The sequence below is a fragment of the Embleya sp. NBC_00888 genome (genome assembly GCF_045207655.1).
In the GTDB taxonomy this organism is placed as follows: Bacteria; Actinomycetota; Actinomycetes; order Streptomycetales; family Streptomycetaceae; genus Embleya.
The window spans coordinates 5,328,185-5,343,274 of the sequence record NZ_CP108785.1; the positions used below are offsets into that span (position 1 = coordinate 5,328,185).

A 15,090-nucleotide genomic window follows, 5' to 3' on the forward strand; every position below is an offset into this window, starting at 1 on the left:
CCGACCAAGAGGGAGTGTTCGTATGGGCATGCCGATTTCCGAGCTGAGGCACCTTCTCGACTCGGCATCGAAGGAATTCCTACTGTCGGCCGAGACGCTGGATATCGCGGACGCCGAACCGCTGTTCACCGATTACCTGGGCGGTGATCTGGACTTCGCCGACGCGACCGGCGACAGCGCTGGGCTCAGCGTCTCGGGGGATCTCGCCCTGCCGGGCGTCGAATCGGGGCGGTTGCCGGCGATCGCGCGATTCCTGGCGGACGACGAGGGACTCGCCGTGATCGGTGTCGAGGTGGTCGCGACCTGGCCGACCTGGCGGATCGACATGCCCTACCTCACCTGCGACCTGGGCTCCTTGTCCCGACTGGGTTTCGGATCCGCCGCGCTGGTGCTGCTGGCGACGCCCAACGAGGACGGCGTCCTGCGGCCCGGAGCGATGGCGGCCCTCGCCTTCGCCGGAACGGGCCGCGCCGAGCACCTGCTGATGGCGCAGCAGGAACTGACCGGGGTGTGGCGCGTGGTCGGGTACTTCGCCGACCGCCTCACGTTCGCCTCGCTGACATCACTGGCCGCGCTTCCCTTCGTGGACGCCGAGGTTCTCGGCGACGCCGCGCTCCCGGACGAGATCCAGGACGTCCTGTCCTCGCTGTCCCTGGTCAGCATCGGCGGCGCCTTCGACACCCGAACCGGACGCTTCCGCGAGATCACGCTCGACCTGCGCCTGGACACCTCCGCCTGGGCAGTTCTGCCGGGCGTCCTGACTCTGGACGAACTACGCTTGTGGCTGCACCTGATGACCGCCACACCCGCACCCGATCCGGGCGGCGCCGGCCCCGGGCCGGCCGCCGCGGGGTCGCCCGAATCCCGCCCACCCGGTGGGGGATTCGCGGCAGCGCCCCTTCTACGGGGCGGATTGTCCGGGCGATGCCGTCTCGACGGCGGTTATGTCCTGGAAGCGGCGGTCACCTTTCCCGACGCCTATCTGACCGCGTCCGTGTCGAACCCGCCCGGTGGCGCAGACCTGATCGGTGATTCCCTTGAGGGTACCGGCCTGCCCACGGGTATCGCCCTGCGTCGTCTCGCGGTGGGATGCGCGCCCCGATCCGGCGTGTACACCCTCGCGCTCGCGCTGGACACGAACTGGGAGTTCGCCCCCGGCCTCGAACTCGAGCAGCTGTCGCTGCAGTTGACCCACGGTGGCGCGGCCACGGACGTGGCCGTGACCGGGGTGGTCGACCTGGACGGTGTGCCGCTGATCCTGGAGGCCCGTCGCGGCGCCGACGGCTGGGCCGTGGCCGGGAGCGCCCACGGCATCGGCCTGGACGCGGTGGCCGGGTGGTTCGCCACGACGTTCGGCGTGCCGTTGCCGGGTTCCCTTGCGGGCCTGGAACTGACCGAGGTCCACGTCGCGGTGAACTCCAAGCCGGCGGGGTCGGTGACCCTCACCGGAACGCTTCCGTTGGGCGACGCCGGGAACCGCGCCGCGTTCACTCTCGACGCCCAGGTCGCCAGGGACGGCGCAGGGAAGCCGAGCGTCACGTTCTCCGGATCCCTGGACCTTGTCGTCGCCCTCGACGACACCCCTTACCCGATGCGTTTGGACATGGAGCTGGATCACGGCGGCACGGGCACGGCGTGGAGTGCCCGCTGGAACGCCACGGACCGGGCGGTGCCCCTGTTCGCGCTGCTGGCCGCGGTCGGCGTGGACGGCATCGACGTGGCGGAGCAGGTGTGGCCGGCCGCACTGCGGCCGGCGCTGCGGTCGCTGGGAATCGTGTACGACTCGGTGGGCGGCCGCAGCGTGTTCTCTGCCGCCGTCGACCCCCTCCAGGTCGTGGTCGCGTCCGGGCGGGACCTGCAGGGCCGCCGGGTCACCGCCGTGCAGGTCGTGGTGGCCGCAGAGTTCGGATTGTCGTCGCTTCCGTTGCTCGAGGGTATGATCCCGCCCGCTGCGGATCTGATGCTGCACGGGATCCGACTCCTGTACACCTCGGCCCCGGTACCCGCGCCGCTGGTGGCGGGCCTGAACGCGGCGATCGTCGCGGCCGGGTCCGAACTGACCCTGCCGGCGCTGGAGCCGGGCGCTGGCGGCCTGGGCGCGGGCACGTGGCTGGCGGCCGACTACACACTCCCGGGCGTCGCGCGATCGGTGATGTCGTTCCAACTCGCGGGCCCTCGCCCGCCGGGTAAACCCCCGGCCCTGGAACCCGCCCGAACCTCCTCGCCCCCGCAGCCGTCCACCGCCCCCGGCGCGTGGTTGGACGTGGGTCGTGCGTTCGGCCCGCTGCACGTCGCCAGGATCGGCTTGGCGTACACCAAGGGCACGGTGTGGCTGATGGTCGACGCGTCCCTGTCCGCCGCGGGGTTGACGATCGGCGTGGCGGGCCTGGGCCTGGGCATCGACCTGAACGGCGAGGACGACGACGCCTTCCCGGTGCGCACCCGCCTGGACGGGTTGGGCGTGGGTTTCGAACGCCCGCCGCTGCACGTCGCGGGCGCCCTGGTCAGCCGCCCGAAACCTCCCGAGTGGCCGGTGTTGGTCCAGGGTTCGTTGACGGTGGAACTGGCCCCCAAGCTGAGTGTGTTGGCGATCGGTGCCTACCAGAAGTCGCAGCACGGGCAGGTGTCGTTGTTCGTGTTCGGGCGGGCGTCGGGCCCGTTCGGGGGGCCCCCGCCGTTCCACGTGACCGGGTTCGCCCTGGGTTTCGGCTACCAGTCGAGTGTGCGAATCCCCGAACAGCACGAGATCGAGTCGTTCCCCCTGCTCGAGGGCGTGAAGGACGGGGAAGTAGACCTCCCGGCGGATCCGCTGCAGACCCTGGCGTTGCTCACCGGCGGCGAGAACCCGTGGGTGAAACCGGCCCAGGGCCAGATCTGGCTGGCCGGCGGCCTGGACTTCACCTCGTTCGAGTTCGTCCGAACCCGCGTGCTCCTGCTCCTGGAGGCCGGGAGCGACCTCACCCTCGCGTTGATCGGCCGGGCGAACGCGAGCTTCCCCAAGACGGGCAAGGCGTACGCGCGCATCGGTGTGGACCTGCGCGTGGTGTACCAGTCCAAGCGGGGTGAACTCGCTGTCACCGCGCAGCTCGTCGACTCCTACGTGATCGACCCCGCGTGTGTCCTCACCGGCGGGTTCGCGTTCTATCTGTGGTCGGGCCGCAGCCCCTACGCGGGGGATTTCGTGGTCACCGTCGGCGGCTACCACCCCGACTACAAGGTGCCTGCGCATTTCCCGGTGGTGCCGCGGTTGGGGTTCTCCTGGTCGCTGGGCTCGGTCAGCATCACCGGCGGCTCGTACTTCGCGCTCACCCCGAACGCGGTGATGGCGGGTGGGATGCTGGACGTGCGGTACCGGTCGGGGAACGTGGAAGCGTGGTTGACGGCGAAGGCCGACATCCTCGTCCAGTGGGCCCCGTTGAGTTTCCGCGCGGGGATCTCGGTCAGTGTGGGCGTCAAGGTCAAGCTGTTGTTCACGCTGCGTGCCGAGCTGGGCGCCTCCCTGGACCTGTGGGGGCCGCCGACCGGCGGCACGGTCACCGCGAAGTTCGTGTTCATCACCGTCACCGTGCGCTTCGGGGCGGACCACGCACGGCCGGTGGAGCTGGAGTGGCCCGACTTCGCCCGGCAGTTGTTGCCCGAGGGCCTCCCGTTGACGGTGACCGCGTTGACCGGGCTGAGGGTCGACGCCGACGCCGGCCCTGAGCTGCGGGCCGCGCGGGTGGAGGCGGGGGAGGAGCCGTGGTTGGTGGACCCCGTCGCGTTCTCCTTCGTCGTCGCGACGGTCGTGCCCACCAAACGCGTCCGCTTCGACACCCGCGCCGACGTCGGCGACAAAGCCGTCGACATCCGCCCGATGGGAAAGACCCGCCTGGACGGCCTCCTGCACGTGAGCGTCACCTACCTGCCCCCCGGGGAGCCCGCCCGGCAGGGCACGTGGGACGCGGTCCCGGGCCTGGAGCGGTGGATCGTCGCACCGGAGTACGGCCGGGTCCCGTTCTCGGTCTGGGGCGACCCGTCCGTCAAGACCGAGGACGCGCTCAAACCGGGCCACGAGGCCATGCTCACCCACATCACCGGCTTGCGCGTGACCGTGCCCCCGCACCGGATCAACGGGCAGGACCTCGGGCCGATCGCGGAACAAGATCTCGCCTGGGAGACACTTCACCCCAACGCCCCGAACCCCCTGAACCCCGCCGACCCCCCGACCGGCCCCCCGGTCCGCGTCCCGGCGCCGCCCGGCACCGGCGTCGCCATGGTCGCCGACCACCTCGCCACCCTGCCCTCCGCCGCCGCCCGCACCCGCCTGCACGGCGCCCTCGCGGGGCTCCTGGGGCACGACGACCTGCCCAACGGCACCCTCGGCACATACGCCGAACAGGCCCAGACCGTGGGCCTGGACGCCGACCCGCTCCTGCTCACCCACGACACCGCCCCGCCCCGACCCGAGGCGACCGTGCTGATCCTCGACGACACCACCGCCGCCGTCCTAGCCCTGGACCCCGGCACCGGAGCGGTCCTGGGCCGCGTCGGCGGCCTCGAACAAGGTCCCTACCTCGCCCGCACCTCGGCGGACGGCGCACGTCTGTACGTCGCCGGCGCTCCGGGGAGGCGAATCGACGTCCTCGACACGATCACCATGCGCCTGCGCGCGCCGCTCCCACTCGCCGCCCTGGGCGCGAGGATCCGGGCGCTGGCCCTCAAGCGCGACGGGACACGCGTGATTGCCGCCGCCCCGGCGGCGCAGTCCACCGCCGCCGTGTCGATCGACCCGACCGGCGCCCGGGAACCGGTCACCACCGACGGGTACGGCAGCGGTGTGCAGCGGATCGACACGCTGGCGGTGGACGCCGAAACCGGGCACCTGTACGCCGTCGAGACGAACACCAGCAGGACCGCCGCGTTCGACACCGAAACCGGCACCTACATCGGGCACGTCCCGGAGCCGTCGGCACCGCTGCTGGTGTCGGCGGTCCCCGGGCAGGACGTGTTGTTCGTCTACGGCTCCGAACAGGGCGGCAACGGCGTCGTCCAAGTCAGGCCTCGTCCGCCCGCCTCGAAGTACTACGAGCCCTACCGCTTCCCGAGGAAGGGGACCGCGAGGGCCATGCTCGTCGACTTCGACAACCAGGCCGTGCTGGCCCGCGCGTTCACCGACGGCACCGGGCACCTGGCGACGTTCGCCGTCCAGAACGGCACTCCCGGAAGCACACGCCTGGTCTCCGACGTCGCCCTGGACGCCGCGCCGGTCGCCCTGGCCCTGGACCCGCGCGACCGCCGCTGGGTCCTGCACGCCGCGGCCGTGTCGGTCGTGGACGGCGCGAACCCGCGCGGCACGGTCGAACTCGACGCGCCACCGGTGGTGATCGCGTTCGCCGCCGACGCCGCCCGCGCCTACATCGCCTGCGCCGACACCACCGTCGCGGTCGTCGAGGTCGGCGACACGGGCCCGCGGGTCGTCGACCGGTGGGACCTGCCCCCGGGCACGGTCGCCTCCGCCGCCCTGTTCCCCGTGTTCACGGCAACCGCTCCCGAAAGGGCCGCACGATGACGGACCGACTCGACGACCCCACACCGCTCGCAGACCCCGGCTTCGTCCTGCGGTTCCAGGACAACCGCGAACCCGCCGTGCCCGCGGGCAAGTTCCGCATCCGCGCCACCCAGACCGTCACCGACCTGGACACCGGCACCTACCTGGACCCCGTCCACGAGGACTTCGAGGTCCGCGCCCCACAGTTCGCCCTCGACACCGAACTGGTCCACGCGGTCAACCCCGCCCCGCAGGCCGCAGCGGACTTCACCACCACCCTGGCCCACATCACCATCACCGACCCGCTCCTGCCGTGGAAACGCCACCTCGCCGAAACCGACCGCTCCGAACCCACCGCACCGTGGCTGGCCCTGCTGCTGTTCGCCCAGGGCGAGCTCCCCGACGACCCCGGAGCCACTGCGGCGACCACCGCCATGACCGCCCGCGAACTCCTCACCGACACGCCCGGCATCCGCCATCCCGGCATCGGCGAGCAACAGATCGAAGGCGACCCGAACGCGCTGTGCGCAACCGTCGACATCCCCGGCGACATCTTCCAGACCGTCGTCCCACGCACGGACGAGCTGCGGCACCTCCTGCACGTGCGCGACGTCCGCCCCGACCCCGGGCTGCGCGCCGAACAACTCGCCGAGGGCGAATTCGCCGTCGTGGTCGCCTCCCGTCTGCCCGACCGCACCACCGAGACCCGATACAGCGCCCACCTGGTCTCCCTCGAAGGCTGCCGAACGATCCTCGCCGACGCCGACGCCGGCACCCTCACCCCCCACGTGCGCATCCGCCTCGCGGCCCTGCACAGCTGGGTGTTCACCAGCATCCCCGCCCCCGGCGGCGGTTTCCCCGGCCGCGTGCGCAACTTCCTCCGCGACGAGAACGGCAACGACCGGGACCTCCTGCTGCGGCTGCCTCAGGCCCCGCCCGCGCCCCCGCCCGGTGTCGACCCCGCCGCCCACGCCGCCGCCCACGCCCGCCTGGCCTCGGGGCATCTCCCCCTGCCCTACCGTGTGGAGACCGGCGAGGACACCTACGCCTGGTACCGGGGACCGTTCACCGCCGAACCCGCCCAACCCCTGCCCCCCACCCCCGAAGGGGGCTGGACCAGCGCCGCCCAACTCCTGGCCTACGAACAGGCGTGGGGCGTCTTCGACACCAGCCGCGCCGCGGCCTGGACACTCGGGCGGGCCCTGGCGCTGGCCGACGCGGAGTTCTCCGCCATGCTCACCGCCTGGCACGCCAAGGCCCGCGCCCGCGCCGCCGCCATGGCACAACGCCTCGCCGCCCCCGGCCTGGACGCCGCACAACCCCCCACATTCGCCGACACCGCTGCCGAAGCCCAAGCGGCCACCGACACCGACACGACCACCGAAACCGAAGCAGGCGCCGAGGCCGAACCGGCCGCGTTCGCGGCCCGACAGGCCCGCGCGCTCGGCCACCGTCCCTTCGGGACGATGCTGGAGGCCCTCGTCGGGGACGGCTCCGCCGCCCGACTGCTGCGCGCGGCCACCCACCCGGCCCAAGCTCGCAATACCCCGCCTCCCACGCCACGGCGCCGGGGTGCGGTGCCGGGGCGGCGAGGGCAGGGGCGGGCAGCTCGCGCCGCGAACCTGCTCGCCGACCCGCCCGCCGCGATGCGCACCGCGCTCGCCGACCTCCTCGCCCTCGAAGGCGCCCCGATCGTCACCTGGCTGGACCACCTGCGACTGCTGCACGGCGTGCCGTTCGCCGACCTGGTCCCCGACGAACGGATGCTGCCCCCCGAGTCGCTGCGCCTGTTCCACGTCGACGCCGACTGGCCCACCGCCCTGGCAGCCGGGGCTGCGGGCATCGCCATCACTGGCGACAACGACACCGACATCACCCACATGGCCGCCCCCTGGGCCCACGGCGCCAACACCAACCCGCCACGCGCCGGCGTCCTGATCCGCTCCGCCCTCGTCCACGAATGCCCCGGACTCCTCGTACGGCCCTACCGCGCCGACGAACCGACACGCACGCCGATCCGGGTGATGCGCCAGGACGCACTCGCCTCCGACGTCCTGCTCGTCCTGTTCGCCGACGTCCCCGACGAGATCGAACTCGCCGAACCCCCCGAGGGCCTGTCCTTCGGCATCGACACCGCCCCCGGCGGCACCCCGGTCATCAGCCTGCGGCGCCTGGACGCCCCCGTCGCCCAAGAGATCCCCGGCGAGGCGTTCCCCACCCCCGCCGGGCCGACGGGACTCGACGCGTACCTACGTCCCGACCCCTCCGGCAGCCCGGCGATCCTGAACCTGCGCCCCGCAGACCCGGCGGATCTTGTGCGCGCGCTCGGCGCCCGGCTGGCCGCTCTGGGGCAGCCCTCGGCCGCCGCCTTCGGGCCGGCGGGCCTGGCAGTGCAACTCGTCAACACCCCACGCCGCCAGCTCATCACCCGCACGGCCTCGGCCGCGCGGCCCACCTCGACGACGGGCAGGGACACACCGTGACCGACTCCCGAAGCCCCGCCACCACCCCCACCCCGGCCATCGCCGCGGCGGCGGAACAGCCGCTGGTCGTGCCCATGCGGGTGGAGGCACTGACGGTCAATCAACGGGTCCGCCAAGCGGAGGTGTTCCAACGCTGGCAGGCGAACTACGCCCTGACCCGACTGCACCTGTCCCCGGAACCCCCGCCGTTCTCCAACACCGACCTGGACTTCAACGCCGACCCCGACCGCGAGGGCGTCTACCTCCACTGGCAACTCCCCGACGCCCTCACCGCCGGAACCGACGAGACCGCCGAACCCGACCCCGAGCGCGCGGGGGAGGGGGACGGGGCAGAGGCCGGGCCCGTGTTCCCCACGGTTCCCAACCGATGGCTGATCGTCCGCCAAGCCATCGCCACCGCGTCCAGGGCCCGCACCGAGAGCGGCTGGATCGTCGAGAGCGACCACCTCGACCCCGAACACGGCGCCAGCCCCTACCTCCATCCCCGCGACGGGAGCCTCACTCGCATCGGCCGTCGCGTTGACCTGGCCACCGGAGCCTGGACCGAGCCGGGAACCCCGGCCGGCGGCATGTTCCTCACCGCCGTGGGTCCCGGCCTGGCTACGTTCGCGGTCTATCAGCCCTACAACACCGACGTGTTCTCCATCCACGACCGCCTCACCGGCCTCGACGCGACCCTTGAGTGGCGCCTGAACTACCTCGTCGCCGGCTGGTACAGCGACCCCACCAGCGACCCCCTCGCCGGAGACCACCATGCCCGCATCCAGGCCCTGAACTGGGTCGCCAGCGGCACCGCGCCCACCACGGCCGCCCGCACCCTGTGCCACGGCACCGCCCTGGACGTGTGCTGGCAACGCGTCGGTGGCATGCCCGACTCGGACCGCCCCGACTACGTCACCATCGCAGTCGGCAACACCACCGAACACGCCACCGGCGCCCTCCGCGAAGGCGCCGCCCACCGGGCGGGCGAGCCCCCCGAGACGGCCGCGCTCCTCACCGCGCTCCACTCCGGCGTACTCGACCTCCTCGACGAGGCCGACGGCGAATTCGCCGCCGAACGCGCCCTTCACGCCTCCTGGTTCACCCCCACCGCCGCCGGCCACACCTGGGTCCTGGAGGAAGCCGCCCCCCAAGGCGACAACACCCCTACGCCCCGCACCACCCTCCGCCGCCCCCGGGTGACCCGCGTCGCCCACGCCGCGGCCCTGGCCCGCCTCAACACCGACCAAGCCGCCTACGACACCGCGATGCGCGACCTCGCCGCCGCCCAACGCCGGCTGTACGACCTGTGGTGGGCCGCGAACCTGCCCAAAGTCCCTGACGCTCCCGGAGAAGACGACGGCGCCTACCGCCGAGACCTGAACGAACTCGTCGGCAATGCCATCCGCGAGGCCGTCGCGCGCCGCGCCGACGCGCTGGCCGCACGCGTCGCCGTCCCCTGGGGCGACACCCCCAACACCCTCGACGCCGCGATCCGCCGATACCAAACCGACCACGACCTGCCCCGGGACGAGGTCGTCCTCAAACGCGCCGTCCTGCCCGACTTCCAACTACCCAACGACCCCGTCGTCGTCATCCGCGGCACCGAGGACAAACCCACACCACCCACCCCCCTCGACACCGACCCCTACACCGTGCCCCCCGGCACCTGGGCCGAAGACGAGGAGGACGAGAACCCGCCGCTCGCCTGCCGCTGGCCCGACCGCTTGATCACCGGCGTCACCGTCGCCGGCCGACCGGTGTCCGCGACCCAGGCCCAGACCCCGAAACCGCGCAACCTGCCCGCCCCAGAAGGACTTTCCGGAGCCCTGGACGCCCTGCTGCGCGAGCTCTTCCACCTCGCCTCCTCCAACGCCCCCACGCTCGCGGCCGTCACCGGCCACACCGGCCAGGTCCAGGCCCTCGCCGACGCCATGCGCGACCCCCACGCCAACGCGATCGGCACCCCCGACGCGTACACCGCGCAATGGCGCCAACCGTGGTCACCGCTGTTCTTCGAGTGGAAGGTCGACTACTTCCCCATCACCTGGCACGGCGACCCCGACGGAGCCAACCCGGACCGAGCGAACTGGGACTTCGACGGCGACCGCTACCACTGGCTCGGCACCGGCGCCAACCCCGTCCCCCTGACCCTGCGCGGCCGACAATTCCTCACCCCCACCCCCGGCCGCACCGACGCCGCCGCGCTGCGCCAATACGCCCGCACCCACCCCGGACCCCACGCGGGCGCCCTGCGCGCTCTTGCCCGCCAGGCCGACGACGGCGACCTGTTCTCCCAGCAGATGGTCGGCTTCACCGAACAACTCACCGCCCGCAGCCACACCCCCGCCGTGATCAACCCCCACCACGACCTCGACCCCGACCTGCGCACCGCACTCACCGAAGCCGCCGCCCGTACCCTGCCCCCCAACCCCGGCCACCGTCCCCACCCGTTCGAGGGCTGGAACCCCACCCTCCACCAGCCCCTGCGCGCGGGGCAGTTCGCGTTCGAACGCCTCGCGGTCATCGACCGCTTCGGCCACACCCTCCCCGCCATCTACCCCGACCCGCGCGCCCTGGACTTCGACGACGACGAACCCGGCGACGTCATCGCCCCCGGCACCCCCGCCCGCCGCTTCGCCCCCGAACTCCCCGAGGAACTCGCACCCACCCCCAAGAACCCCGACCGCCCCGAAGACGGATCCCACACCATCCACCCACCGACCTGGTACCGCTTCGCCCAACTCACCCCACGCCTGCTCCAACCCGCCCGCGCCCGCTTTACCCTCCTCGACGCCCTCGACGACCACACCCCCCTCACCCGCACCCCCGACCCGGACGTCACCGCCGTCGCCGCCTGGCTCGTCCCCGCCCACCTCGACCAGGCCCTGCACTGCTACGCACCCGACGGCGCACCCCTGGGCGAACTCCGCACCACCGTGCCCCCCGACGGCACCCCGCGGGTCACCTGGCACGCACTGCCTTACTCCCGGTACCCCGACCAGGACGACCTGCGCGAAGAGTTCAAGCACCTGTACGACTTCCTCACCGCACTGCGCGCACGAGGGCCCGCCGCGCTGCGCGCACTCCTCGAGGTCGTCGACCGAACCCTGTCCACGTCCGCGCCCACCGGCGGCACCCCACCACCGGCCACCCCCAGCGTCCTCCTGGGACGCCCCGTCGCCCTGATCCGCGTCAGGCTGCAACTCGACCTCGAGGGGCCACCCCCGGCCGACCCCTCCTGGCAGAACCTGCGCGAGGCCGAACCGCCGCCCTACCCCCACTACCGGTGGCCGATCCGCCTCGGCGAACGCAACGAACTCGCCGACGGCCTCGTCGGCTACTTCCGCGGCGCACAAGGCACCACCGACTACACCCTCCTGCACACCGTCCTCGACGACGACGAACTGCCGGCCGGGGGACGCGACTACTTCGACCCGATCGGCACCGGCGCCGGCCTGACCCTGCCCGCCAGGCCACCCGGTTCGGATCCCGACGGCCGCGAAGCGGCGTTCCTCACCCTCCTCGCCGATCCCCGCGGGACCGTCCACGCGACCACCGACATCGTGCCCACCGCCGAGATCAAACTCCCCACCCGGCTGGTCGAACCACCCCTTGCCGCCTTGCCGGTCTCCTTCCGTCTCGGCCCTCTCCCCGCAGCCACCCCCGCCCCCGACCAAACGCGCACCGGCGAGGTTGCCGCGCTCACCCTGCCGCGGCCCTCCGACCGCCACGGCACCTGGACCTGGGCCCAACGCGACGGCGACACCTGGGCCGATGCCCCCACCGACGCCGCCGACGGCCGGGCTCACCACCCCCGCCCCAGCCCGACCCTGCGCACCGGGCGTCTGCAACTGCGTCCCGCCCCCGCCGACGAGAGCGAAGGAACCCGCCGATGACCACCGCCGTGCGCACCGAACAGGACTGCAAGCTGACCTACGCGCTGACGACGACCCCCAACCCGCTGACCGCCAGCCCGCCGAACATCATTCCCGGCACCGAGGACGAACACGCCTTCGCCGACATCGACATCGTCATCTCGAACACCGGCAACAAACCCGTGCGGTGCTCCAGGATCGCCGTCGTGCTGCCCGTGGGCTCCTACGCCCGCGACCTGGCCGTCACCGGCGAGGGCATCGACGCCTACGTCAGCCCCGAGACGCAATGGACCATCGTCGACATCCAGTCCGACGTCCTGCTCGCGGTACCCACCACCGAGACCGCCGTGTTCGCCCCGCCCGACGACACCACGGCCGAGCCCTCCCAGGCGCGCTTCGAGGTGGTCCCGCGCTCGGGCCGCGAGATCGAGGTCGACGGCCTCTACATCCACCTCTCCGGTATCAAGGTCAGCACCAAGAGCGGCACCGCCCGGATCGGCATCGAGGAATGGGCCACCGACACCGAAGGCCCCCTCCCCGAAGTCCCCAACACCGGCCGCCTCGACGTCGCGAAATTCCCCTTCCGCAGCGGATCCGACCCCCACCCCGGCATCGGCCGCGCCCTGGTCGCCCTCACCGGCACCGGCCAGCCCCCCGCGACAAAGATCGACGCCGGTGTCGCCCTCGTCCTGGAATGGCACCACCTGCGCGGCGACAACCACGAGCTGTACGCCGACGGCAAACGCGTCGGGTCCACCCAGGCCGAACTCGAGGCGATCGCCGGCGGCAGCCGCTGGGAGATCACCGAAGGCCTCCGACGCGACACGGCCTTCGCCCTCAAGACCAGCACCCCCACCCCGACAGGCGGCCACGTCGTCCGCTGGGACCACGTCACCGTCTGCGTCAGCGACCAGACCCTGGCCGCGCTTACCATCAGCAACACCCTCGTCACCGAAGGTGCGGTTACGGCGGAAACGACGCTCACCGTCGGGGGCGCTCTGGCCCCCGGCACCGCCTTCTCGGTGACAGGAGCGGCCAGCACGACCTCCCTCACCGCCACCGACACGGTGAAGGGCACCTCCCTGACCGCCACCGGCGCAGTGAAGGGCACTACGGTCACCGCCGACGGGCTGGGCTCCTTCGGCAGCACGAGCACCGGCTCCCTGACCGCAAGCGGTGAGATCAAGGCCAATGGCGGCGCCACCGTCCCAGCGGGGACAACCCTCAGCGTCAAGGGGAAAGCCGAAATCCTCAGGGCTGCGACCTACACAGTATTCAGTGCTGCTGTGAGCAGTGGTCTTTCCAAGAAATTCAGGGCGCAGTCAGACGGATTCCTCAGCGCTTCCATCTATCCCACCTCCACTCTTACGGTCACTCCCGCGAATGAATTTTTCAACGTGTTCGGAGTGACCATCGACGTGCAGAGCGGCGAGTCGGCTCGTGCCTCGACGACACAGGTCTATCGCAAGGACTACGCCTCCGGTGGCGATTCGGCAACGGCGCTGGTTCCAGCTGGGAAGGAGGTCACCATCAAGATCTACAACAAGGTACAACCCCCGGCCAACTTCGGTTCAGCGCACCTCTACCTGTACTGGAGACCCCTCGGCGGCGACAGTCCCCTTGTCGATCTCGGATCCGTACCGCTTATTAGCCCCGACAATGCGGACACCCCTCCCGTGGTGACCGGCGCCGAACCCGATCCTCTCGCGTAACCGAGAGGAGCAGGTGGTATCCGGCACACACACCGGCTACCACAACAGCGCGCAAAACTCCGACGTCATGCGGGCCTTGGACGAGGAGGGCGTTCCCACACTCAGGTTGTACAGCGACCTCGCAGTCGCACACCTCACCGCGGGCAACCCCGGGAAGGCCATCGAACTGCACACCCACGCTGTCCGTCCGCGCCCGACTCCTGGGCGAGGACGACCCGGAGACGTCGAACTCGCGCAACAACCTCGCGTTCGCCCTCCAGAGCGTGGGCCGCCTTCGAGAAGCCGCAGAAATGTTCGCGCGAACGCTTGCCGACCGATTGCGCATTCTGCCCCAAGACGACCCCCACACACTCAACACCCGCAACAACCTGGCGAGGGCCTACAGCGACCTGGGAAGACACCGTGTCGGGCCAAAGGGTCTTCAGGTCTGTCCGGATGTCGGGGGAGTGGCATCCCGGCCCAGGGCGTCGATGGCGGCGGTGTGCAGGTCCTTCAGGCGTGCCAGGTGTGCGCGGCGGGGTTCACCGGTGAAGGCGGCCAGGCGTTGGTAGCCGTCGTCGTTCGAGTTGAGGAAGATGAGGGTGGTTTTTTGTACCGATTCCTCCGTGACCGTCGTTGAACTGCCGATGCCGACCTCGGTCCAGCGGTACGGGGTCGACGTGCCGTTGTGGGTGTGGACGACGCCGTGGGTGAAGCAGTACAGGTGGGGCACGTCCGCGCCGGCACGACCTTGGTACCGGAGGAACCCGTATACGCCGATCCAACCGGCCGCCATGGCGGAAAAGATCCACACGAAGGCCGACCCGTCGTGCTCCGCCGCGGCGGGAACGGCGGTGAGCGCGGCGAAGGCCAGGGGCAGGTTTCGACCGTCGAGGCCGGGACGTGCCAGGCACTCGTATCGGCCGAGCCCGTGCGCGTCTCCGACCGCCTTCGCATCCTCGCGCACGCCCATGGGTCCTCCATCGAGAGTGACGAGACGACTGTTTCGTCGATGGGCCCAAGAATGCCGTGCGGAAACCCTCAAGGCAGGTGTATCACCGGCCTGGAAGGGTGAGTTCGTCGTGGCCGGCGGATGCACGGCGGGCGGTGGTGGCGGTGACCGCGGGGCGCCGTCAAGGGGCGAATCCGAAGGGAGGGTGTCCGTGTCGGCACCGGCCAGGCGTTCAAGGGGGCTTCACCGGCCCTGCGGCTGAGTACCGTCGACGACGTACCGCCGCCGAGACGCGGCTACAAGCTCTTCGGCATGCCGACCGGAATCGAGGTTCCGGGCGGCGAACTCGCCGAGGGGCGGGCCAGTGAACCTGGACCATCCGGCTCCGGCGACGCCGCAACAGGCGGAGGATCTCCGGGTGTTGCGCTACGAGGGCGTGCACGACCACATCCGGAGCTTCGCGGCGTTCTCGGCGGCGTTGTCGAGACGGTGGCTCGAGTTCGACACGTTGCCGGGAGCCCGCTACGGGTCTCGGCACAGCAGCGCGGGTCGGCTTTCGTAGCGGGGAACGATGGATGGG

At 71.6% G+C, this 15,090-nt stretch carries 6 protein-coding genes and 1 pseudogene; 6 read left to right on the forward strand and 1 reads right to left on the reverse strand.

The window, feature by feature from the left end; genetic code table 11:
• The first annotated feature begins 22 nt into the window (after positions 1 to 22).
• The 5 genes and pseudogenes from OG948_RS57690 to OG948_RS57710 all read left to right on the forward strand — a co-directional run.
• Positions 23 to 5,548 carry a DUF6603 domain-containing protein gene (locus OG948_RS57690; protein ID WP_331773069.1) on the forward strand — a complete coding sequence of 1,842 codons (5,526 nt, stop codon included), beginning with the start codon at positions 23 to 25 and terminating at the stop codon, positions 5,546 to 5,548.
• Complete coding sequence (locus OG948_RS57695; RefSeq protein WP_331773070.1) at positions 5,545 to 8,010, forward strand: hypothetical protein; 2,466 nt, start codon at positions 5,545 to 5,547, stop codon at positions 8,008 to 8,010. Before OG948_RS57690 ends, OG948_RS57695 begins: the two co-directional genes overlap by 4 nt.
• Entirely contained in the window at positions 8,007 to 11,888 is a 3,882-nt protein-coding gene (locus tag OG948_RS57700; protein ID WP_331773071.1) for a hypothetical protein, read from the forward strand. The genes OG948_RS57695 and OG948_RS57700 overlap by 4 nt, the downstream gene beginning before the upstream one ends.
• The gene (locus OG948_RS57705; RefSeq protein ID WP_331773072.1) at positions 11,885 to 13,579 is read left to right on the forward strand and encodes a hypothetical protein; all 1,695 of its coding nucleotides are present in this window, start codon (positions 11,885 to 11,887) and stop codon (positions 13,577 to 13,579) included. Before OG948_RS57700 ends, OG948_RS57705 begins: the two co-directional genes overlap by 4 nt.
• A gap of 200 nt (positions 13,580 to 13,779) precedes the next feature.
• Positions 13,780 to 13,914: pseudogene (locus OG948_RS57710) on the forward strand (tetratricopeptide repeat protein); the annotation flags it as partial.
• Between the two features lie 86 nt (positions 13,915 to 14,000).
• Here OG948_RS57710 and OG948_RS57715 read toward each other — a convergent pair.
• On the reverse strand, positions 14,001 to 14,531 hold the full coding sequence (locus tag OG948_RS57715; protein WP_331773073.1) for a hypothetical protein: 531 nt from the start codon (positions 14,529 to 14,531) through the stop codon (positions 14,001 to 14,003).
• A 343-nt stretch (positions 14,532 to 14,874) separates the two neighbouring features.
• Here OG948_RS57715 and OG948_RS57720 point away from each other — a divergent pair, with 343 nt between their 5' ends.
• Positions 14,875 to 15,072: a hypothetical protein gene (locus tag OG948_RS57720; protein ID WP_331773074.1), complete on the forward strand. Its 198-nt coding sequence runs from the start codon at positions 14,875 to 14,877 to the stop codon at positions 15,070 to 15,072.
• Positions 15,073 to 15,090 lie beyond the last annotated feature (18 nt).

Coding starts and splice junctions, on each gene's coding strand:
- OG948_RS57690 (WP_331773069.1), top strand. CDS start 23: ATGGGCATGCCGATTTCCGAGCTGAGGCACCTTCTCGACTCGGCATCG.
- OG948_RS57695 (WP_331773070.1), top strand. CDS start 5,545: ATGACGGACCGACTCGACGACCCCACACCGCTCGCAGACCCCGGCTTC.
- OG948_RS57705 (WP_331773072.1), top strand. CDS start 11,885: ATGACCACCGCCGTGCGCACCGAACAGGACTGCAAGCTGACCTACGCG.
- OG948_RS57715 (WP_331773073.1), bottom strand. CDS start 14,531: ATGGGCGTGCGCGAGGATGCGAAGGCGGTCGGAGACGCGCACGGGCTC.